This is a genomic window from Dyella sp. (assembly GCF_035508675.1).
In the GTDB taxonomy this organism is placed as follows: Bacteria; Pseudomonadota; Gammaproteobacteria; order Xanthomonadales; family Rhodanobacteraceae; genus Dyella_B.
Genome location: NZ_DATJMN010000037.1, coordinates 1 through 21755, shown reverse-complemented (window position 1 = coordinate 21755; position 21755 = coordinate 1). Strand labels below are relative to the sequence as shown.

The 21755-nt window shown below is 61.8% G+C and carries 15 protein-coding genes; 9 read left to right on the top strand and 6 right to left on the bottom strand.

Translation table 11 applies throughout. The features are described from left to right. Positions 1-128 precede the first annotated feature (128 nt). The 3 genes from VMA74_RS02225 to VMA74_RS02215 all read left to right on the top strand — a co-directional run bounded on the left by VMA74_RS02225 (position 129) and on the right by VMA74_RS02215 (position 7331). Positions 129-3368 carry an efflux RND transporter permease subunit gene (locus VMA74_RS02225; protein ID WP_325364376.1) on the top strand — a complete coding sequence of 1080 codons (3240 nt, stop codon included), beginning with the start codon at positions 129-131 and terminating at the stop codon, positions 3366-3368. 201 nt (positions 3369-3569) lie between these two features. Next, on the top strand, positions 3570-6713 hold the full coding sequence (locus tag VMA74_RS02220) for an efflux RND transporter permease subunit (RefSeq protein WP_325364374.1): 3144 nt from the start codon (positions 3570-3572) through the stop codon (positions 6711-6713). Between the two features lie 63 nt (positions 6714-6776). Then, positions 6777-7331: a GNAT family protein gene (locus VMA74_RS02215; RefSeq protein WP_325364372.1), complete on the top strand. Its 555-nt coding sequence runs from the start codon at positions 6777-6779 to the stop codon at positions 7329-7331. A gap of 291 nt (positions 7332-7622) precedes the next feature. Here VMA74_RS02215 and VMA74_RS02210 read toward each other — a convergent pair whose 3' ends face one another. Next, positions 7623-10703, bottom strand: a complete 3081-nt coding sequence (locus VMA74_RS02210) for a TonB-dependent receptor plug domain-containing protein (RefSeq protein ID WP_325364370.1) — start codon at positions 10701-10703, stop codon at positions 7623-7625. Between the two features lie 510 nt (positions 10704-11213). Continuing rightward, on the bottom strand, positions 11214-11579 hold the full coding sequence (locus tag VMA74_RS02205; RefSeq protein WP_325364368.1) for a hypothetical protein: 366 nt from the start codon (positions 11577-11579) through the stop codon (positions 11214-11216). A 305-nt stretch (positions 11580-11884) separates the two neighbouring features. Between VMA74_RS02205 and VMA74_RS02200 the strand changes: the two genes are divergently transcribed. Further along, the gene (locus VMA74_RS02200) at positions 11885-14110 is read left to right on the top strand and encodes an NADP-dependent isocitrate dehydrogenase (protein WP_325364366.1); all 2226 of its coding nucleotides are present in this window, start codon (positions 11885-11887) and stop codon (positions 14108-14110) included. A gap of 157 nt (positions 14111-14267) precedes the next feature. Next, positions 14268-15257 (top strand): TraB/GumN family protein, encoded by a 990-nt coding sequence (locus tag VMA74_RS02195; RefSeq protein ID WP_325364364.1) that lies wholly within the window; start codon positions 14268-14270, stop codon positions 15255-15257. 88 nt (positions 15258-15345) lie between these two features. Here VMA74_RS02195 and VMA74_RS02190 read toward each other — a convergent pair whose 3' ends face one another. After that, positions 15346-16296 carry an aldo/keto reductase gene (locus tag VMA74_RS02190; RefSeq protein WP_325364362.1) on the bottom strand — a complete coding sequence of 317 codons (951 nt, stop codon included), beginning with the start codon at positions 16294-16296 and terminating at the stop codon, positions 15346-15348. An 84-nt stretch (positions 16297-16380) separates the two neighbouring features. After that, on the bottom strand, positions 16381-16560 hold the full coding sequence (locus VMA74_RS02185) for a hypothetical protein (RefSeq protein WP_325364360.1): 180 nt from the start codon (positions 16558-16560) through the stop codon (positions 16381-16383). A gap of 114 nt (positions 16561-16674) precedes the next feature. Here VMA74_RS02185 and VMA74_RS02180 point away from each other — a divergent pair, with 114 nt between their 5' ends. After that, positions 16675-17592: a LysR substrate-binding domain-containing protein gene (locus VMA74_RS02180; RefSeq protein WP_325364358.1), complete on the top strand. Its 918-nt coding sequence runs from the start codon at positions 16675-16677 to the stop codon at positions 17590-17592. A gap of 6 nt (positions 17593-17598) precedes the next feature. On the opposite strand, the gene VMA74_RS02175 is transcribed toward VMA74_RS02180, so the two are convergent. After that, entirely contained in the window at positions 17599-18435 is an 837-nt protein-coding gene (locus tag VMA74_RS02175) for an energy transducer TonB (RefSeq protein WP_325364356.1), read from the bottom strand. 184 nt (positions 18436-18619) lie between these two features. Between VMA74_RS02175 and VMA74_RS02170 the strand changes: the two genes are divergently transcribed. From VMA74_RS02170 to VMA74_RS02160, 3 genes are all read left to right on the top strand, one after another. Next, positions 18620-19282, top strand: a complete 663-nt coding sequence (locus VMA74_RS02170; protein ID WP_325364354.1) for an NYN domain-containing protein — start codon at positions 18620-18622, stop codon at positions 19280-19282. 152 nt (positions 19283-19434) lie between these two features. Continuing rightward, the gene (locus VMA74_RS02165; protein ID WP_325364352.1) at positions 19435-20343 is read left to right on the top strand and encodes a methyltransferase; all 909 of its coding nucleotides are present in this window, start codon (positions 19435-19437) and stop codon (positions 20341-20343) included. Between the two features lie 87 nt (positions 20344-20430). Further along, complete coding sequence (locus VMA74_RS02160) at positions 20431-20967, top strand: pseudouridine synthase (RefSeq protein WP_325364350.1); 537 nt, start codon at positions 20431-20433, stop codon at positions 20965-20967. 9 nt (positions 20968-20976) lie between these two features. Here the strand turns inward: VMA74_RS02160 and VMA74_RS02155 are convergent. Beyond that, positions 20977-21755 (bottom strand): TatD family hydrolase (locus VMA74_RS02155; protein ID WP_325364348.1); only part of this gene is annotated, 779 nt, incomplete at its 5' end.

Below are 21755 nucleotides of genomic sequence, written 5' to 3'. Positions count from 1 at the left end.
GATTCGGGCGAAGCGTATCGGCACGTCTTGCGCGTTTCATCCGACCCTGCGCGCACTCTCACCCCACACCCTTCTCCCGGAGGGAGCGGGGCTTCAATCAGGCTCTGACCACGGATAGTCCGACGATTATGGGATTTTCGACCCTCTTCATCCGCCGCCCCATCGCCACCTCGCTTCTGATGGTGGCGGTGATGCTGCTCGGCGTGCTCGGCTATCGCGAGCTGCCCGTCTCCGCGCTGCCGGAAATCGAAGCCCCCAGCCTGGTGATCACCACCACGTATCCGGGCGCCAGCGCTTCCACCATGGCTTCGCTGGTCACCACGCCGCTGGAGCGCCAGCTCGGCCAGATCTCCGGCCTGGACATGATGACGTCTGACTCGTCCGCGGGCCTGTCCACCATCGTGTTGCAGTTCAACATGGACCGCGACATCGACGTCGCCGCGCAAGACGTGCAGGCGGCACTCAACCAGGCGCGTGGCACGCTGCCGAGCACGCTGCCGTATCCGCCGGTGTACAACCGCGTAAATCCGGCCGATGCGCCGATCATGACGCTGATGCTCACCTCCGACAGCCGCCAGCTGCGCGACGTGAACGACCTGGCCGACTCGATCCTGGCGCAGAAGCTGTCGCAGGTGCAGGGCGTAGGCCTGGTGTCGATCGCCGGCAACGTGCGCCCGGCCGTGCGCATCCAGGTAAACCCGGCCCAGCTGGCCAATCTTGGCCTCACCATGGAAGACGTGCGCAGTGCGTTGACCGAGGCCAACGTCAACGCGCCCAAGGGCACGCTCAACGGCGCCACGCAGTCGTACACCATTTCCACCAACGACCAGTTGGCGACCGCGGCCGAATACAAAGACACCATCATTTCCTACAACAGCACCAACAACGCGCCGGTACGCCTGTCCGACGTGGCCAAGGTGGTCGATGGTGTCGAGAACGACCAGCTCGCCGCCTGGGCCAACGGCAAGCCGGCGGTGCTGCTGGATATCCGCCGCCAGCCGGGCGCGAACATCGTGCAGACCGTGCAGCACATCCGCGACATTCTGCCGCAGCTGCGCAGCGTGCTGCCGGCGGACGTGCACCTGGATGTGTTCGCCGACCGCACCATCACCATCCGCGCCTCGGTGGAAGACGTGCAGTTCACGCTCGTGCTCACCATCTTCCTGGTGGTGGCGGTGATCTTCGTGTTCTTGCGCCGCTTGTGGGCCACCTTGATTCCGTCGGTGGCCGTGCCGTTGTCGTTGCTGGGTACGTTCGGCGTGATGGCGTTTGCCGGCATGTCGCTGGACAACCTGTCGCTGATGGCGCTGACCGTGGCCACCGGTTTCGTGGTGGACGATGCGATCGTGATGATCGAAAACATCGTGCGCTACATCGAGCAAGGCAAGGACGGCAAGGAAGCCGCGGAAATCGGCGCGAAGGAAATCGGCTTCACGGTGTTGTCGCTGACCGTATCGCTGATCGCCGTGTTCCTGCCGCTGCTGCTGATGCCGGGCGTCACCGGCCGCCTGTTCCATGAGTTCGCCTGGGTGCTCGCCACGGCCGTGGTGATCTCCATGCTGGTGTCGCTGACGCTGACGCCGATGATGTGCGCCTACCTGCTGAAGCCCGACGCATTGCCCGAGGGCGATGATGCGCACGAACGCCATCTCGCCGCCGGCAAGCGCACCGTGTGGGCGCGCACGGTCGGTGTGTACGAGCGCACGCTGGACTGGGTGCTCGATCACCAGCGCATGACCGTGCTGGTCGCCGTGGTGGCCGTGGCGGTGACGATCTTCCTGTACATCGTCATTCCAAAGGGATTGCTGCCGGAGCAGGACACCGGCCTGATCACCGGCGTGGTGCAGGCCGACCAGAACGTCGCCTTCCCGCAGATGGAACAGCGCACCAAGGCGGTGGCCGATGCGCTGCAGAAAAATCCCAACGTGGCCGGCGTGGCGGCGTTCATCGGCGCCGGCTCGATCAATCCCACGCTCAACCAGGGCCAGCTCAGCATCGTGCTGAAGGACCGCAGCAAGCGCGGCAGCCTGGATGAGGTGGTGCGGAGCCTGCAGAACGATGCCGCCAATATTCCGGGTGTGGCGTTGTATCTGAAACCGGTACAGGACGTGACGCTGGATACCCGCGTGGCCGCCACCGAGTACCAGTACTCGATGTCCGACGTGAATTCGCAGGAGCTGTCGCAATACGCCACGCAGATGACGCAGGCCTTGCGCCAGCTGCCGGAACTGGCGGATGTGGACAACAACCTGGCCGACCAGGGCAACGCGCTCAAGCTCACCATCGACCGCGACAAGGCGAGCACGCTGGGCGTGCCGGTGCAGACCATCGACGACACGCTGTACGACTCGTTCGGCCAGCGGCAGATCTCCACCATCTTCACGCAGTTGAACCAGTACCGCGTGGTGCTGGAGGTGGCGCCGCAATTCCGTAGCAGCACCGCGCTGCTCAACCAGCTCACGGTCAAGAGCAACGGCAGCGGCGCGCTCACCGGCAGCAATGCCACCACCTTCGGCCAGCCCGCCTCGAGCAATTCCTCCACCACCACCGGCATTGCCACTGCCAACACCGGCATCATCATCGGCGCCGGCGGCACCATTCCGCTGGCTTCGCTGGTGAACGCACAAGTGACCACCGCCCCGCTGGTGATCAGCCATCAACAGCAACTGCCGGCGGTGACCATTTCGTTCAACCTGGCGCCGGGCTACTCGCTGTCCGAGGCGGTGGATGCGATCCACAACGTGGAGAAGCAGCTCAACCTGCCGCCGCAGGTGCGGGGGCAGTTCATCGGCAAGGCGGCGGAGTTCTCTTCCTCGCTAGGCAATGAAGCCTTGCTGCTGCTCGCCTCGATCATCGTGATCTACATCGTGCTGGGCGTGCTGTACGAGAGCTACATCCATCCGATCACCATCATCTCGACCCTGCCGCCGGCCGGCGTGGGTGCGTTGCTGGCCCTGATCCTGTGCAACATGAGCCTGTCGGTGGACGGCATCGTCGGCATCGTGCTGTTGATCGGCATCGTGAAGAAAAACGCGATCATGATGATCGATTTCGCGATCGAGGCGCAGCGCACCGGCATGCAGCCGCGCGAAGCGATTCGGCGTGCATGCCTGCTGCGCTTCCGCCCGATCATGATGACCACCGCCGCCGCCATGCTCGGCGCGCTGCCGCTGGCGCTGGGCAACGGCATCGGCGCCGAGTTGCGCCGTCCGCTGGGCGTATCGATCGTGGGCGGCCTGTTGTTGTCGCAGCTGGTCACGTTGTACACCACGCCGGTGATCTACCTGTACATGGAACGGTTTTCGGAGTGGCTGCAGGCGCGCCGGGAGCGGCGCGCGTTGCGTCACGCGGCGCGTGATGCCGTGTAGGTTGGCGGTGAGGCAGCGCCGAACCCCAACATCGCCATGCTCGCGATCGCCTGGGCGTGCGGCCGCGTCTCACTCCAACCCGCTCGGCTCGCTACCGTCGCCCCGCTTTTTGCCGGGGCGACGATTTCCGTATTTCCATGGGCGCACACGGGGAGGGGATGAAAGCCTCAACCGATTCGCCCATCGCACGTTGTTTCCCGTATGAACATCTCCGCCCCTTTTATCCGCCGTCCCATCGGTACCTCCCTGCTGGCCATGGGCGTATTCGTGATCGGGGCGATCTGCTATTCCCTGCTCGGCGTATCCGCGCTGCCGAACATGCAGTTTCCGGTGATCTTCGTGAGTGCCAGCCAGGCCGGTGCGAGTGCCGAAAACATGGCGGCCACCGTTGCGGCGCCATTGGAACGCCATCTGGGCCAAGTGCCCGGCATCGACACCATGCGTTCGGTAAGTTCGCTGGGCAGCACCTTCGTGTTCCTGATGTTCGACGGCGGACGCAACATCGATGACGCAGCGCGCGACGTGCAGGCGGCGATCAATGCGGCGCAGGCGGATCTTCCGTCGGGTCTCAACGCTCCCCCAAGCTACGAAAAGGCCAATCCGAACGACGACCCGATCATCGCCTTCGCGCTCACCTCCGAAACCCAGTCTGCGCGCGATCTGTACGACGTGGCCGATTCGCTGCTGGCCCAGCGCTTGCGTCAACTGACCGGCGTGTCGGAGGTGGACATTCTCGGCGCCGCCACGCCAGCCGTGCGCATCGACATCAATCTGCGCGCGCTCAATGCCATGGGTTTGTCGCCCGACCAGGTGCGCAATGCGCTGACCGCCGCCAACGTATTCGAGCCGAAGGGATTTTTGTCCGACGGCAACACCACCATGGCGGTCGAGGCCAACGATGCCCTGCATACCGCGAGCGATTTCGCGAACCTGGTGATTTCCAACAACGGCAAGGGTGCGCCGGTACGCCTCAAGGACGTGGCGAAGGTGTACGACGGCCAGCAGGACGCCTATCAGGCCGCCTGGTTCCAGGGCAAGCCGGCGATCCTGATGTATGTGTACCGGCAGTCGAACGCCAACATCATTGACGTTACCGATCGCGTGAAGGCCGAAGTGCCGCTGCTGCGCGGCTACCTGCAGCCAGGCACCACGCTTACGCCGTATTTCGACGGCACGCCGACCATCCGTGCCTCGCTGCATGAGGTGCAGGCCACCTTGCTGATCAGCCTGGCGATGGTGGTGCTGGTGATGGCGCTATTCCTGCGCCGGCTGGCGCCCACGCTGATCGCCGCCGCGGCCGTGCCGCTATCGCTGGCGGGTGCCGCCGCGATCATGTACGCGATGGGCTTCACGTTGAACAATCTCACCTTGCTCGCCGGCGTGATCGCGATCGGCTTCGTGGTGGACGATGCGATCGTGGTGATCGAAAACGTCATCCGTCATATCGACCAGGGCATGACGCGCGTGCAGGCGGCCTTGACCGGGGCGCGCGAAATCGGCTTCACCATCGTCTCGATCACGGCATCGCTGGTTGCCGTCTTCATCCCTTTGTTGTTCATGCCTGGCATCACGGGCATGTTCTTCAAGGAATTCACCTTGACGCTGGTGGGCGCGATCGTCGTCTCCGCCTTGGTATCGCTCACGCTCACGCCATCGTTATGCGGGCTGTTTCTGCGGGGCCATCGCGATGCGCAAGCGAGTTCCAAATTCGGACGGGCCATCGAACGCATGCATGAGCGCATGGTGGCGTTGTACGCGAGCGCGTTGGATTTCTCGCTCCGCCATGCCTTGCTGCTGTCGCTGACGCCGCTGATCCTGATCGGCCTGACGGTGATGATCGTGATGTCCGGCCAAATCAAGAGCAGCCTGTTCCCGATGCAGGACACCGGCCTGATTCGTGGCCGGGCCACCTCCGGCGCCACGGTTTCCTTCCAGGATTCGGTGGCGCGCCAGCAGCGGTTGATCGACATGCTGCTGCGTGATCACGATGTGGCCGTGGTGGGTTCGCGTCTGGGCAGTACGCGCACAGGCACGTCGGGCTCATTCGACATTGAACTCAAAACCCACGCGCAGGGACGCAAGGACGACACCTTCACCGCGTTGACGCGGCTCAGCAAGAAAGCCGCGCGGTATCCGGACCTCAATGTGCGCCTGCGCGCCATCCAGGACCTGCCCAGCTTCGGCGGCGGCGGCACCAGCCAGGGTGCGCAATACCAGATATCGCTGCAGAGCGATGACTCGGCCAAGTTGCAGCAATGGCTGCCGAAGCTCGTCGACGAGCTGCGAAAGAGTCCCAAGCTGCGCGATGTGGGCAGCGACCTGGACGACGCCGGCCTGCAGCAGAACATCGTCATCGATCGCGACCGCGCCGCGCGCTTGCAGGTCAATGTCGGCACCATCGATTCGGCCATCTACGACTCCTTCGGCCAGCGCCAGATCAGCAACATCTACGCCGACCTCAACCAGTACAAGGTGGTGGTCAACGCACTGCCCGGACAAACCGCCACCCCACGCTCGATCGACGACGTCCTGGTGCGATCCAGCAATGGCAACATGGTGCGGCTGTCTGCCTTCGCGCATCAGGTGCCGGGGCTGGCGCCGACCCAGGTGTCGCATATGAACCAGTACACCACGATGAGCCTGAGCTTCAATCTCGCGCCCGATGTAAGCATGGGCGAAGCCTTGCAGATCGTGCAGGCCACCGCGAACAACATGCGCATGCCGGGCGATATCAAACTCGACATCGGTGGCGATTTCCGTCGTTTCAAGGAAACGCAGACAGGCGGGATATGGCTGATTTTCGGCGCCATACTCACGGTGTACATCGTGCTGGGCATTCTCTACGAAAGCCTGATCCATCCGGTGACCATTCTCTCCACGCTGCCCGCGGCAGGTGTCGGTGCGTTGCTCGCCTTGTGGTTCACCCATACCGACCTGTCGGTGATCGCGCAGATCGCGCTGGTGCTCCTGATCGGCATCGTGAAGAAGAACGCGATCATGATGATCGACTTCGCGCTGGTCGCGCAGCGCGAACACGGCAAGACGCCGTTGGAAGCCGTACGCGAGGCAAGCCTGGTGCGTTTCCGTCCGATCATGATGACCACGATGGTGGCGATTCTCGCCGCACTGCCGATCGCGATCGGCCTCGGCGAAGGTTCCGACCTGCGCCGTCCGCTGGGCATCGCCTTGATCGGTGGCCTGTTGATTTCGCAGAGCCTGACCTTGCTCAGCACGCCGGCGTTGTATGTGATCTTTTCCTGTCTCGGCGAGCACTGGGCCACCTGGCGTGCGCGCAGGCGGGAACGAAAAGGCCGTCGGCAGCAGGTGCTTGTGCGCGAGTCTTGATGTCGTCAGGCGCTGTCTGTACTTTTTCAGGCAATGCACCAAGCACTCCGCGGTGTTCCTTCAATGAGCGACTTCCCCACGCTCGAAACCGAGCGATTGCTCCTGCGCGAGATCGTCGCGGCCGACGCTCCGGCCTTGTTTGCTGTTCACGGCGACATGGAGGCAATGCGCTGGTTTGGCGCAGATCCGCTTACGGATCTTCAGCAGGCAGAGAGGCTGGTCGAAACCTTCGCCGCCTGGCGCCAGATGCCTAACCCCGGAACACGCTGGGGTATCCAGAGAAAGTCGGACCACCAGTTCGTGGGTTCATGCGGCCTGTTCAAATGGAACCGCGGGTGGAGGAGCTGCATCGTCGGGTACGAGCTCGCACGGTCTGCGCGTGGTGCGGGCTTGATGCGGGAGGCATTGTCGGCTGTGTTGGCATGGGGGTTCGAGCACATGGGGCTGAACCGCGTCGAGGCACAAGTTCATCCGGACAATGCTGCGTCCCTCAGGCTTCTGCGTGCGCTGGGGTTCGTTCAGGAGGGCCACATGCGGGAGGCGGGCTTCTGGCTCGGTGAACACCACGACCTGCTGCTATTTGCGCTCCTCCGGCGTGAGTATCCAGCCCCTGCATAGAGCAGGCAGCCCCAAGCTGCGTCTGAGTTCGCCGCTCGTGTCGAACGTTAGCACTAGTAGTACTTCGCTCTTACTTTGCGCAGCATGCAAGAGCCGCAGGACAAGCCCTAGGGGATCGGCGCGCGATGATGGGAGATCCTTCGGGCAACGTATGGCAGGTCGCGACTCATCGAGGGTGGTCTACGCCGTAACTTGATCCAGCCCTGCGGGCAAGCCGCCCAATGTCGCAAGCGTCAAAAAAAGAACCCCGGCAACGCCGGGGTTCGCTGGAACAGCTCACAATAATCAAACTTAGAACAATTTCTGGTCGTACTTCAGGTACACCACGCGACCGAAATCGTATTGCGGGTTGTACGGGAACTGCGAATAGCCGTCCGTACCGGTTGGACCCAGTGGGCCGATCACGCTGAATGTGCCGTTGTAGCTGAGCGGAGCATGGCGGTTGAAGAGATTGGTCGCGCCAACCGAGATCTGGCCATGCCACGGCGCCTTCCAGCTGAACTGCAGGTCGTTGAAGGCCAGGGCTCCCTGGCGATATGCACCTAGCTGGCCCTGCACGTAAGAGTTGGGATTGTTGCAGGGGAAGTACTCTTGCAGGTTGGGCGCATCCGGACGGCAAGGTTCTTTCAACGCCGAGAAGTAGCGGACGGTCCAGGTGGCGCCGAAGTTACCCCACGACCAGTTGATGTTGGTGGTGTCGCGGAAACGCCATACCGGGCCGAGGATGGGATCGTAGGTGCCGATGTTGTAGCCGACCACCGGGCCGCCGGTGACGGCCTGTTCCTTCAGCGAGCTGATATAGGTGCCGCTGGTGTCGATCTTGAACTTGCCGACCGGCGTATCGGGGAACAGATAGCTCATTGTCAGATCCGTGCCACGCTCATCGACGAAGCCCTCGTTGACCAGGGCTTGCAGCAGATTGATGACCTGGCCGTTCGCTGCCGAGCGTTGGAACTGCCCACATTGCTGTGCTTCGCCCAGTTGGTAGCAGTTGTCCAGAATGCTGTTGGCGGATGGCAGGGTGATGATGTTGTCGACGCGGATACGGTATGCATCGAGCGTGATGTTGAAGCCGGTCAGCCAGCTTGGGCTGTAGACGATGCCGGCGGTGTAGTTTTTGGATGTCTCGGGCTTCAGTGCCGCATTGGCGCCGGTGTAGTAAGGCGTAGTGCTGGTGTTGTTGGGCCCGGTGACCGGTACGCCCGTTGTGGTGAGCTGGGTGAAACCTGGGCCCACTGCAGGCAGGCCGGCATAGCCGTTGAGGCAGCGCTGTGCAACCACCGGATTGCTGGTCAAGCCGAAATTGACGTCGCAGGGATCGGTGTAATTGGTGAAGCTCTGCATCGTGCCGCCGTACAGATTGGAGATCGACGGTGCGCGGAAGCCGGTGCCGTAGCTGGCACGCACCAGCAGGTCATTGATCGGTTGCCAGGAAAGTTTGTACGAATTGTTGTTGGTGTCGCCGAAGTTGCTGTAGTGCGAGAAGCGGTGCGACACGTCGAAATTCAGCAGCTGCGCACCCGGCAGATCCTTGAGCAAAGGCACGTTGACTTCGGCATAGGCTTCGTTGATGCCATACGAACCGCGGCCGGGATTCTGCTGCAGGTTCGTGTTGAGCCCCTGCTGGGTATAGGCGTCCGGTGTCACGCCGCCGGCGACATCGCGGTGATCGCCGCCCACGGCGAAGGTTACGTCACCGGCGCCCAGGGATTGCGGCAAGGTGAACATGTCGCCGCTCAAGTTGGCTTCGACATTGCGCGTTTGGCTCCAGGAATGCGTGAAGTAGCTGTAGTTGAGGTAGTCGCTTTCGGCCGGCGTCAGGCCGCCCGCGCCGGAGAACGGATTGAGCGGCACACAACCGGCAATCACGTTTCCTGGCGTGCCGCAATGCACGGCGCCGTCCGATCCCAGGAAAGAGGGGCCGAGGGCGTTGTACAAATGCACCAGATTGAGGTTGCCGGGACCACCCATGTCCTGGATGTAGCGATAAAGACTGTAGCCCGCGTTCCAGTTGAACTCGTTCTGGCCTAGCGAGAACTCGCCTTCCAAGCCTGCGCGGAACCCGTACTGCTTGATGTCGTTCACCGTGACGCGGTTGGGTTCGTACAGCGGGAGGCTGAACGCCACGGTGTTGCCCGGCAGCGGGTTGTAGTAACTGTTCGGCGAAAGCATCGGGAACCATGCGGCGCCAAGGCTTCCGGCGGGCAGGCCCAGTGCGTTGGCCAGATTCATGCCATTGGCCGGCGTCAGCGAACTGAGCGGATAGCCGCCGATGTAGTCGGTTGCGTTATTGCTGTTATACGTACCGGTGAACACGGCCTTGATGTTGTCGGTGATCTTGAAATCGCCTTTCAACGTGTACGATTTCAGGCGGTTGTCCGGGATCAAGGTTTCATACGCAGCCTGATTGGCGTAGTCATTGCTGTAGTAGGGGGTTGGATAGACCACGCCGAACGTATTGGGGTGATAGTTGGCGATGTTCATCCCGTTCTGACCCGCGTTGACCGTAAGCGGGAAGGAATACAGCGTACCGGCCGGCCCTGTTGCTCCCAGAATGGTGCCGTAGTTGGATGCCTGCACCGACGCTGGATACTGCGGGAAACTGAAATAACCGTTTTTGCTGAACCAGGTCTGGTTCGCCGTGATCTGATTCAGGTTCTGAATCGAGATGTTGAAAGTGAACGAACCGCGCGAGAATTTGTGGCCGCCGGTCAGGCTGAACTGGTTTTGTTTGCCGTAATTGCCGGGCGCGTAAGTGCTGTTGTAGGTATCGAGATAGAGGCCATCCACATTCTTGGTATGGATGTTGATCACGCCTGCAATCGCGTCGGAGCCGTAAATCGACGAGGCGCCATCTTGCAGGATGTCCACACTGTCGATCAGTGAACTTGGGATCGTGCTGAGGTCGGTCTGGCCGAAGATATCGGTGGTATAGCGCTCGCCGTCCACCAGGATCAGGGTGCGGGGGGCGCCCAGGCCGCGCAAGCTGGCGTACTGGCCGACGATGCCGCCGAGCGAGCTTTGGTTGCTGGTGCCGGAAGAACCCACTGAAGTGACGTTCTGCAGGATCTGCCCGACGCTGACGAAGCCCTGCTGTTGCAACGCCGCATGCGAGATTTGGGTAACCGGTTGCGCCGTCTCCACGTCGACGCTGCGGATCAGCGAGCCGGTGACGGTTACGGTCTGCAAGGTCTTGGTGTTCTGCTGCGGTGTCGCCGTCGATGATTGCGGTGTGTTGCCCTGGGTCGCCTGACCCGTTGTTGCCGGCGACGGCGTCGTGTTTTGTGCGGTAGCCGCTGTTGCCAGTGCGCCGCTTCCCAGTGCCAAAGCGATGCGTATCGCCAATGCGATGTTTTGATGCTGCAAGTTCACGTTTAAATCCCCTTTGATTATGGATGGACCAGTGCCTGCAGGCTTTTCCTCGCCTGTATTGACATACCCCGCCAAACGGCTGTGAGGGTGTTAATGCACGCTTGGCGCGTGGAGCTTAAAATAAAATTAAGTCGCCGGCACGTGACTAATGTCGCGTGTGTTATTGCGGTGAAAACTTATTCGAAAATTTATGCGAATACTTCACGTCATTTATGCATTTGAAGGTTGCCTTCTACCTCCATTTGCATGAGAAATCCAGCGCCATTTTTTGGTTTCTTTTCATGAAAAACCAAGCCATTTAGGTGGCGCATGCATCGCCATCGGTCAATGCGCATGAATGAAAGGGACGTAATGACGCATTCAATCAATTGTCAGGCATGCGTAAGTTTTTCTGCGCTCGCAAATACCATGGCGGTTAATTCGCCGCCAATGCATCGATAGAAATTAACCGGCGTCCATTAACCGGCCCCGGCTGCAGTTAATGACGCGCGCCGCACGCCCCGTTCTTTATCAGGAGCGCAATATCATTTGGATATGCGGCAGGTTGCCGCAGATATTACGCAGTTGCGCCAGCAATATTTCACGGTGCGCGGCGATTTCCCACGATGGCTTTCCGACACCCTCCAACTCCGCGCAACGCAGTGCTGCGTGATAGGCGAGCAACGGACCAGGCAGCTCCGATCGGCGATGCGCATCGCCCTGCCAGAGCACGGCGATCCAACCCTCTTCCTTTTCGTGATGCGATTCGTCGACCGGCATGTACAAGGTGCCGTCCGCCAGTGACAGTGCACAATCGTGGCCGTCCGCAAACTGGAAGGTGTGCAGCGGCTTCAGCTCGGCGATGTAGTTGACGATGCGTTGGCTTAGTCCGGTCATACGGATTCCCTGGGGCACGAAAAGGGGCCAGATGGTAGCGATAAGCCATATCGAATGAGTGAGATGCGGCCGGCAGTCCTGGTCATCGGATGTCCACAGCCGCGCGTGCCTGATCCTCGCGCTTCCGCCAACCTTCTGAAAACGCGACAATAGGTGGATTTCCCTATAGGACCCCGCCGCCATGCCGGTGGCTTGATTTTGGCGGGTCCGACGCCACTAGCGTGGGGCGCGCCGCATGTCCTGTTCCGGACTCAGCGGCGTTTCCCTTACGTATCACGCCGTTGCCTAAAGAGGTTGCCCGACCCATGTCCCAGACGCCGAAGATCATCTACACGCTGACGGATGAAGCCCCGTACCTTGCCACGCAATCCTTGCTGCCGATCATCACGGCATATACCGCCACGGCAGGCATTGCGGTGGAGACGCGCGACATTTCGCTGGCCGGCCGCATCCTGGCGCAGTTCTCGGACACGCTGAAAGAGGGTCAGAAAGTCTCCGACGACCTCACCGAGCTGGGGCAACTCGCCACCACGCCGGAAGCCAACATCATCAAGCTGCCCAACATCAGCGCCTCGATGCCGCAGCTCAAGGCGGCGATCAAGGAATTGCAATCCCAAGGGTATGCGTTGCCGGACTATCCGGAAGAGCCCAAGGACGTGAGCGACTGGAATATCCGCGCGCGCTACGACAAGGTAAAGGGCAGCGCGGTGAATCCGGTGCTGCGCGAAGGCAATTCCGACCGCCGCGCGCCGCTCTCGGTGAAGAACTACGCGCGCAAGCATCCGCACAAGATGGGCGCGTGGAGTGCGGATTCGAAGACGCATGTGGCGCACATGAGCGGCGGCGATTTCTACGGCAGCGAGAAATCCACCGTGGTTGAACAGGCGACGGTGGCCAAGATCGAATGGGTCGGCAAGGACGGCAGCAGCACGGTCCTGAAAGAGAAGACCAGCCTCACCGCCGGCGAGATCATCGATGCCGCCGTGATGAGCAAGAAGGCACTGGCCAGCTTCATCGACGCGCAAATCGAAGACGCCAAACAGCATGGCGTGCTGTTCTCCCTGCATCTGAAGGCCACCATGATGAAGGTCTCCGACCCCATCATGTTCGGCCAGGTGGTCAACGAGTTCTATAAGGACGTGCTGGCCAAGCACGCCGACACGCTCAAGGGCATCGGCTTCAATCCGAACAACGGCATCGGCGACCTGTACGCGCGCATCGGTGCGCTGCCGGCGGACAAGCAGGCCGAGATCAAGGCGGATGTGGATGCCGAGTACGCCAAGCGTCCAGCACTGGCCATGGTGAATTCCGACAAGGGCATCACCAATCTGCACGTGCCTAGCGACGTGATCATCGACGCCTCGATGCCGGCGATGATCCGCGACTCCGGCAAGATGTGGAACACCGAAGGCAAGCTTGCGGATACCAAGGCGGTGATCCCGGATCGCAGCTACGCCGGCGTGTACCAGGCCGTGATCGATGATTGCAAAGCGCACGGCGCCTACGATCCCACCACCATGGGCAGCGTGCCGAACGTGGGCCTGATGGCGCAGGCGGCCGAGGAATACGGTTCGCACGACAAGACCTTCCATATTGCCGGCGATGGCGTGGTGCGCGTCACCGACGCAAACGGCAAGCTGCTGCTGGAACACAACGTGGAAGCGGGCGACATCTGGCGCATGTGCCAGACCAAGGATGCGCCGGTGCAGGACTGGGTGAAGCTGGCCGTGAGCCGCGCGCGCCTCAGCAATACGCCGGCCGTGTTCTGGCTGGATGCGAACCGCGCACATGATGCGCAGATCATCAAGAAGGTGGAGCGTTACCTGAAGGATCACGACCTCAGCGGCCTGGACATCCGCACGCTGTCGCCGGTCGACGCCACCATGTTCTCGCTGGAGCGCATCCGCAAGGGCAAGGACACCATTTCGGTGACCGGCAACGTGCTGCGCGACTACCTCACCGACCTGTTCCCGATCATGGAACTGGGCACCAGCGCCAAGATGCTCTCCATCGTGCCGCTGATGGCCGGTGGTGGCCTGTTCGAGACCGGTGCCGGCGGTTCGGCGCCCAAGCACGTGCAGCAGTTCCTGGAAGAAAACTGCCTGCGCTGGGATTCGCTGGGCGAATTCCTGGCGCTCGCCGCCTCGCTGGAACACCTCGGCAACCGCCACCACAACAAGGCGGCCGGCGTGCTCGCCAAGACGCTGGATCAGGCGACCGGCAAGTTCCTCGACAACAACAAGTCGCCCGCGCGCAAGGTCGGCGAACTCGACAATCGTGGCAGCCACTTCTACCTGGCGCTGTATTGGGCGCAGGCGCTGGCCGAGCAGAACGACGATGCGGCGCTCAAGGCCAAGTTCGCGCCGTTGGCGAAGGCGTTGACTGAAAACGAAACCAAGATCGTGGCCGAACTCAACGGCGCCCAAGGCAAGCCGGTGGACATTCATGGCTATTACCACGCGGATCTTGCGCTGATAAGCAAGGCGATGCGGCCGAGCGAGACGTTCAATCAGGCGTTGGCAGCGTTGTAGCCAGCGGCCGGCGCGAAGAACATGGGGAGCCTTCGGGCTCCCTCTTTTTATCCGAATGCACGCATCATGATCCGCGGCAGACAAGCATTTAGAATCACCGCGGACGATTCATCATGCAGGAACTCCCATCATGCGTGTTTCCTTAGCAATAGGATGCTTGGCTCTTGTCGTGGCGATGCAGGCACGGCCGCAATCGACACCGGCTTCTTCCAGTACGACATCGCCGCATGCCAGTACCGTCCTTCCGGCCGTGACGGTCACCGGCGAACAACCCGGTCCCGGCCTATGGAAAGTAAGCAAGGGCGGCCACGTGATGTGGGTGCTGGGTACCTTGAAGCCCTTGCCCAAAGGCATGGAATGGCGTTCCTCGGAAGTGGAGGACACCGTCGCACATTCGCAGGAAGTGCTGGAGGCGCCCAAAGCGGAGGTGAAAGTGGATGTCGGCTTCTTCGGCAAGCTGTTCCTGATGCCTTCGGTTTACAGTGCGCGCAAGAATCCCGGCGGCGCTACCCTGCAGCAAATTCTGCCGGCGCAGATGTACGCGCGCTGGGAAGCCGTGAAGCCGCAATATTTCGGTAACGATCGCCGCATCGAATCCTGGCGGCCGATCCTGGTCGCACTCGAGCTTTACAAGAGGGCGCTGGCCAAGGCGGGGCTCACCAGCCGCAACGACATCAACAAGCTGGTGTTCAATCTGGCCGACAAGCATGGCGTGAAACGGGTGCCGGTGAAATACAAGCTGGTGGTGGAGCATCCGCGCGCAGCGTTGGATGCCATCAAGCAGACCAATCTGCACGACATCAGTTGCTTCAACCAGACGCTGGATACGGTGCAGAACGACATGAGCATCCTGACCGAGCGGGCCAACGCCTGGTCCACGGGCGATATCCAGACACTGCGCAGCTATGCCATGGACGACCGCTACCAGTCCTGCTTGATCGCGGTGCTCAATGCGGAATTCGCCGAGGAGATGGGCTTGCACGATTTGCCCAAGCACATGGAGCAAGCGTGGCTGAAGGAGGCGGAAGCTGCACTGACCAACAACACGCAAACCTTTGCCGTGCTGCCGATGGAGGAAGTGCTGTCACCGGACGGTTATCTGGCGCAGTTGCAGGCGCGTGGCTATACCGTCGAAGCGCCGGAGTAACGCTGGCAGCAATCGTAAGCTGGGATGAAATCCCAACTTCGTCATGCCTCCGATGCCGGAATTTCATCCCAGCCTATGTTCAAAGCCTTCAGAAGCTTGCGCTGGCGTCGTTCAATGCGCTGATTTCTTCCGCTGCCAGCGAAAGCTCCACCGCGCCAGTCAGTTCGCGTAACTGCGCTGCGGACGTGGCGCTGACGATCGGCGCAGTAATGCCGGGACGCGCCATCTGCCATGCCAACGCCACTTGTGACGGCGTCGCCTTGTGCACGGCAGCGATGTCATCCAGCGTGGTCAGCACGCTCAAGCCTTGCGGCGTGAGGTATTTTTTCACCGCACCGCCGCGCGCCTTGCTCTTGGCAAGATCTGCTTCGCTGCGGTATTTGCCGCTGAGAAAACCGCTGGCGAGTGCGTAATAGGTGATCACGCCGACCTGCTGCTGACGGATCAACGGCTCCAGTTCCCGTTCGTAACCGCTACGGCTGACCAGGTTGTATTCGGGCTGCAGGCTTTCGTAGCGCGGCAGCTTGTGCTCGCCGGAAACCTTCAGGGCTTCGGCAAGGCGATCGGCACCGTAATTGGAGGCGCCGATCGCGCGTACCTTGCCTTCCTCGATCAGCCGAGCGAACGCGCCGAGGGTTTCGCTCAGTGGTACGGTGGCGTCGTCCTCATGCGCCTGGTACAGGTCGATGTGATCCGTCTGCAGGCGCTGCAGCGAACCCTCGACCGCCTGCCGGATGTTCAGCGGCGATAGGCCGCGATGCTCCACCCACTTGGCGACCTTGGTGGCGATCAGCACTTTGTCGCGCTTGCCGCTGCGCTTGATCCACTTGCCGATGATGGTTTCCGACTCGCCGCCGCGATTGCCCGGCACCCACGCCGAATACACGTCGGCGGTATCGATCAGGTTGAGGCCGGTATCGACGAAAGCATCGAGCACCTCGAACGAGCGTTGCTCATCGGCGCTCCACCCGAACACATTGCCGCCCAAGGCGAGCGGGGCAACGGACAGGGTAGAACGGCCCAATTGGCGCAGTTGCATGGAAACAATCCTCGGCAGTGAGACGAAAGCATCCGCCTTGGGCGGCGTGCCATCTTTGCCGAGTTGGGTGCAAGCCTGCGTTAATCAAGCGCAGCAGGGTGAGTTGTCGCGCGGTCTGGCGGGCAGCGGCAATTGCGCCACGTCCACTTTGATATGGGCCGGCTTGGTTTCGCAGTCGCCAGGCGGCGTATCGACGTGCCAGCTGAGATTGGAAGGGGTGATGTGCCCGTGAAGGAACAACAAATCGACCCATGGCGAACGCATGGCGGCGGTTTCCTGATCGAGTGTGAGTAGGCGCAAGGTAATGGGCTAGGCCCACAAGAAAAAGCGATATATTCGCAAGCCTGGTTTGACCGACATTCAATATGAGCTAGCGCCATGAGTCGAATACCGCTCAGTCTTTTGCAGCAGTTCGTCCAGGTGGCGCGATTGGGCAATCTTTCGCGCGCGGCCGAGCAGGCCAACCTTACCGTCAGTGCATTGAGCCATCAGATGCGGCAGCTGGAAGAGCGCCTGGAGCGCCGCCTGCTCGAGCGTGGTCCGCGCGGCGTGACGCTGACGGTGGAGGGCTGCAGTTTGCTCGAAGCGGTGGGCGAGCATTTCGACAGTATCGAGCATGCGCTGGCGCGCTATCGCGTGCGTCGTCACGACGCACTCACCTTGAGCGCCAGCCCCGGCATCATTTCCAGCTGGCTGATGCCGCGCCTGCCGCGGCTGCTGGCATCGCATCCGGAGCTGGAGCTCAATCTGCAATCCACCAACCTGCTGGTGAATTTCGAGCGCGAAGCGGTCGATGCCGCCGTGCGCTACGGCAAGGGCGAGTGGGAAGGCTTGCGCTGCGAGTATCTGTTCGGCGAGTGGATCGCCCCGGTGGCCGCACCCGAACTGGTCGCGCGCATGGCGGGCGCCGATCCGCTGGATCTGGCGCAGTGGCCGCTGATCGGCGACCCCAATCGCAACAATCGCTGGAACGACTGGTTTGCGCACTACGGCGGCGAACCGCCGCATCGCTATGTTGCGCACGTGGATACGATCGATGCGTTACGCCAGGCCGCGCTGGAAGGGCTTGGTGTGGCGCTCGGACGCATGGTGACATCCAAGTCGTGGATCGACGCGGGCCGGCTGGTGGTGCTCGGCGACCGCTATCTACCGGTGCCGGAGGCGTATCACCTGGTGTATCCGCCGCGTTCGGAGGATCACCGTGGCATGGCGACGTTCCGTGCGTGGTTGCACGAAGAGGCGGATGCGTATTGTCGTGAGATGCCGCAGCCGCAGCGGGATGAGGCTGCGGCTTGACGATCGTTACGCGCCGTCGAGCGCCGTCTTCAACTGCATCGGTTGCTCTGCTTGCGAGAGAGTGCCGACAGGCACCGCATCGGATGTGCTCTGGTTGCTTGCCGCCCACGGGATCGAAGCGCGCGGACCCGGGATATAGGCTTCCCACTTGCCGTAGGTGTCTGCGCGGGAAGTGCCGATGGGATGAGGATCGAAGTTCACCGGCGCACGCATATCCCAATAAGGGGCCGATGCATTTTTGCCGGTCGTGGGCGGGTTGAACGTCCAGCCTTTGGCGGCTTCCAGGGCGGCATCGCCGAGCACGCTGCGGAAATGGCGCATCTGTGCTTCGCGCCCGTACGAACCCAGATTCACTTGTTCCACTGCAAGGTTCTGAACCTGGCCTTGCCGGTCTATGCGCAAGAGCAGAAACACAGTGCCGCCGACATGTTCGCGGATGGCTTCTTGTGGGTACCGGGGTGGCTGCATGTTCTTATAGGTGACGCGCGCGCCATCGGCGCCGGCGTGACCGAAGCTGGCGCCGACGAGATGCAGCACTTCATGCTGGTCATCGACAGGTTTCGCGATAATGCGCAAGCTCATCTTTGCATGTTGGACGGCATCCACGCGTTCGGCGAATTGAAACCTCCAACCGGGCACGCTGTTCTTGATCAGGTCGACGACGACAGGGGGAATCTTTTCGGGTCGATCGATGCTGTAGCCGTGGACACTGCCATCAGGTGCCACGTCGATCGATCCGGTGACCAGCATGGTCGCTTCGGCGGTCTTGCGTATGTCGCCAGCATTTGCCGCGGCGACATACGCCATCAGCATGCACAGCACGATCGCCATCCTTCGATTCATATGCCATCCCCTTGCAAGTTTGCGCTGAAGTATAGCCGGCCAAATGCCTGGGTGGCCTCTCAAGACAAATGGCTAATCCGGCGAACGGTTACGATATCCTTACACATGCCGTAAACTGCCGATCGCCGAACATTATCCATCGGCGATGCATCACTTTCTCGTGGCACTTCAATAGGGATCCACTATGCCAAGTACCGCCATCCTCGTCGACGGCGCTTTCTTTCTTGCCCGCTATCGCAAGGTGTGGGGCGATCGCGATGCGAATGACGCGCGCACCGTCGCCAAGACATTGTTCGGCATGGCGTTGGAGCATCTCAAGGCGCTGGATCGTCCGCGTGAAGCGCTTTACCGCGTTTTCTTCTACGACTGCCCGCCGCTGGAAAAAGTGCTGATCAAGCCGATCAGTGGCGAAAGTATCGACTATGCGCGCACGGGCGCCGCAGCCTTTCGCCGCGATCTGCACGATCAGTTGCGCCGCCAGCGCAAGATGGCGCTGCGCCTGGGCCGGCTCACCGATCGCGGCGAGTGGAAGCTCAGGCATCAGGCCTACCAGCAACTGCGCGACGAATCGCTGTACTGGGACGAGCTGAGCGACGAGCACTTCGAGCCGGACATGCGCCAGACGCAGGTCGATATGAAGATCGGTATCGACATCGCCGCGCTGGCCTACAAGAAGCAGGTGGACCAGATCGTTCTGGTGGCGGGCGACGCCGACTTCATTCCGGCCGCCAAGCTTGCCCGTTACGAAGGCATCGACTTCATTCTCGATCCGATGTGGCAGGGCATTGCGCCGGATCTGCACGAACACATCGATGGCCTGCAGTCGGTCTGCCCGCGACCCTTTTAGCTAGGCATGACCTGCTGGGCGCGTCGGCCACCCGGTGGCCTGCAGCCTCGTACGCGGCGGACGGTGCGCGATTCGTAAACTAATCGTAAAATGTCCGCGCTCGCTGTACAGGGGCTGCGGCAGCTGCCGCGCATCGCCAATGAGGAGTCGTCATGAAGACCCGGTTCGCCTTCGGTTTGTCCATTGCCTTGTTGTTCGCCGGCGTGGCCCACGCGCAACAAGCGGGGCAGGATCAGCCCGCCGGTGATCTGGTGCCGCCGACCAGCGCCAGCGATTTCACCTCGGGCCAGCTCGATGCCGTGCTGGGCGGTGCTTGGCGCTCGGAGCACAACAAGGCGCGCGACGTCTATCGCCATCCCAAGGCCACGCTGCAGTTCTTTGGCCTGCAGCCGGACCAGACGGTGATCGAAATCACCCCCGGCGGCGGCTGGTATACCGAGATCCTGGCCCCGCTGTTGCGCGACAACGGCCATTACATCGCCGCGGTATCCGGCGGCAAGAGTGGCGAGGACAAGCAGGACGCCGATGCCCTGCGCGCCAAGTTCAAGACCGATCCGGCCGAATACGGCAAGGCCAGCATCGTCGTCTTCAATCCCAAGGCACCGGTATTGGGTCCGCCCAATTCGGCGGACATGGTGCTGACCTTCCGCAATGTGCACAACTGGACGATGGCCGGCAATGCCGAGGCGATGTTCAAGGCCTTCTATGCCGTGCTGAAGACCGGCGGCACGCTGGGCGTGGTCGATCATCGTGCCGCACCGGGCGCCACCCTGGATGCGGTCAAAGGCAGCGGTTACCTGCCCACCGATTACGTGATCAAGCTCGCCACCGACGCCGGTTTCAAGCTGGATGGGCAGAGCGAGATCAACGCCAATCCCAAGGACACCAAGAATTATCCCAAGGGCGTGTGGACGCTGCCGCCTACGCTTACGCTGGGCGACAAGGATCGCGACAAGTACCTGGCCATGGGTGAATCCGATCGCATGACCCTGCGCTTCGTGAAAACCGGCGTCAACAAAGCGCCGGCAACGCCCGCGCCGGGCAGCACCCCCAGCCATTGAAGCGCGTAGGCTGGGATGACAATCCCAGCCTTGGAAGCTGCGAGAAAAGCTGGGATTGTCATCCCAGCCTACGACACGCCGTACATCATGCTCATTGCACTGAACAAACCGTACGGTGTGCTGTGCCAGTTCACCACCCACGATGGGCGCCCGACGCTGGCCGATTATGTGCGGCAGAAAGACGTCTATCCCGCCGGCCGCCTGGACCATGACAGCGAAGGCCTGCTGCTGCTGACCGACGACGGCGCGCTGGCGCATCGCCTTACCGATCCGAAGCACAAGCAGCCGAAAACCTACCTGGTACAGGTCGACGGCGCAGTCGGCGATGAAGCGGTGCAGGCGCTGCGCCGCGGCGTGGTGCTGAAGGATGGACCGACCTTGCCGGCCATCGTCGAACAGGCGCAGGAGCCGGCATGGCTGTGGCCGCGCGATCCGCCGGTGCGGTTTCGCAAGAGCATTCCCACCAGCTGGTTGTCGGTCACGCTGCGCGAGGGGCGCAATCGCCAGGTGCGCCGGATGACCGCGGCGGCGGGCTTTCCTACCTTGCGCCTGATACGGGTAAGCATGGGCGGCTACGCCCTGGATGGATTGGCGCCCGGCGAGATGCGCGTGCTCTTGCGGTGATTTGAACGATCACAACCCAAAAAACGCCCGCGCCGCTGCCGTGCTATTCGCCGCCGTCTGTTCCGCCGACTCGCCGCGATCCCGCGCAATCTCTTCGCAGATATGCTTTAAATACATCGGCTCGTTACGCCGGTGGCTTGGCTGCGGCCGTACCGTGCGCGGCAGCAGGTACGGCGCATCCGTTTCGATCAGCAGGCGATCAGCCGGAATCTCGCGCACGAATTCGCGTAAATGCATGCCGCGCCGCTCGTCGCATATCCAGCCGGTGATGCCGATGTGGCAATCCAGCGCGAGATAGTCATGCAGCGACTCGCGCGTGTCGGTAAAGCAATGCACCACCGCTGCCGGCACCTTGTCGCGGTAGCGCTTGAGCAATGCCAGGAAATCGTGATGCGCATCACGCTGATGCAGGAACAACGGCTTGCTGACGTCTGCGGCGATGCGCAATTGGCGCTCGAACACCGCCAGCTGCACATCGCGCGGCGAATAATTGCGGTTGTAATCCAGTCCCGTTTCGCCCACCGCGCGCACTTCCGGTGCCTGCGCCAGTTCGCGCAGATGCGCATCGGTCACATCGCTGTAATCGACCGCATGATGCGGGTGCACGCCCGCCGTCGCATATAGCGTGCCCGGATGCCGGCGCGCCAGTTCCAGGGCGTGATCACTACCGCTATGTGACGCGCCGGTGACCACCATTTGAGTCACCCCTTGCGCGTGGGCGCGTTGCAGCACAGCATCGAAATCGTGCCGGAACGATTCGTGGGTGAGGTTGGCTCCGATATCGACGA

Coding starts and splice junctions, on each gene's coding strand:
- VMA74_RS02225 (WP_325364376.1), top strand. CDS start 129: ATGGGATTTTCGACCCTCTTCATCCGCCGCCCCATCGCCACCTCGCTT.
- VMA74_RS02220 (WP_325364374.1), top strand. CDS start 3,570: ATGAACATCTCCGCCCCTTTTATCCGCCGTCCCATCGGTACCTCCCTG.
- VMA74_RS02215 (WP_325364372.1), top strand. CDS start 6,777: ATGAGCGACTTCCCCACGCTCGAAACCGAGCGATTGCTCCTGCGCGAG.
- VMA74_RS02205 (WP_325364368.1), bottom strand. CDS start 11,579: ATGACCGGACTAAGCCAACGCATCGTCAACTACATCGCCGAGCTGAAG.
- VMA74_RS02200 (WP_325364366.1), top strand. CDS start 11,885: ATGTCCCAGACGCCGAAGATCATCTACACGCTGACGGATGAAGCCCCG.
- VMA74_RS02190 (WP_325364362.1), bottom strand. CDS start 16,296: ATGCAACTGCGCCAATTGGGCCGTTCTACCCTGTCCGTTGCCCCGCTC.
- VMA74_RS02185 (WP_325364360.1), bottom strand. CDS start 16,560: ATGCGTTCGCCATGGGTCGATTTGTTGTTCCTTCACGGGCACATCACC.
- VMA74_RS02180 (WP_325364358.1), top strand. CDS start 16,675: ATGAGTCGAATACCGCTCAGTCTTTTGCAGCAGTTCGTCCAGGTGGCG.
- VMA74_RS02175 (WP_325364356.1), bottom strand. CDS start 18,435: ATGAATCGAAGGATGGCGATCGTGCTGTGCATGCTGATGGCGTATGTC.
- VMA74_RS02170 (WP_325364354.1), top strand. CDS start 18,620: ATGCCAAGTACCGCCATCCTCGTCGACGGCGCTTTCTTTCTTGCCCGC.
- VMA74_RS02165 (WP_325364352.1), top strand. CDS start 19,435: ATGAAGACCCGGTTCGCCTTCGGTTTGTCCATTGCCTTGTTGTTCGCC.
- VMA74_RS02160 (WP_325364350.1), top strand. CDS start 20,431: ATGCTCATTGCACTGAACAAACCGTACGGTGTGCTGTGCCAGTTCACC.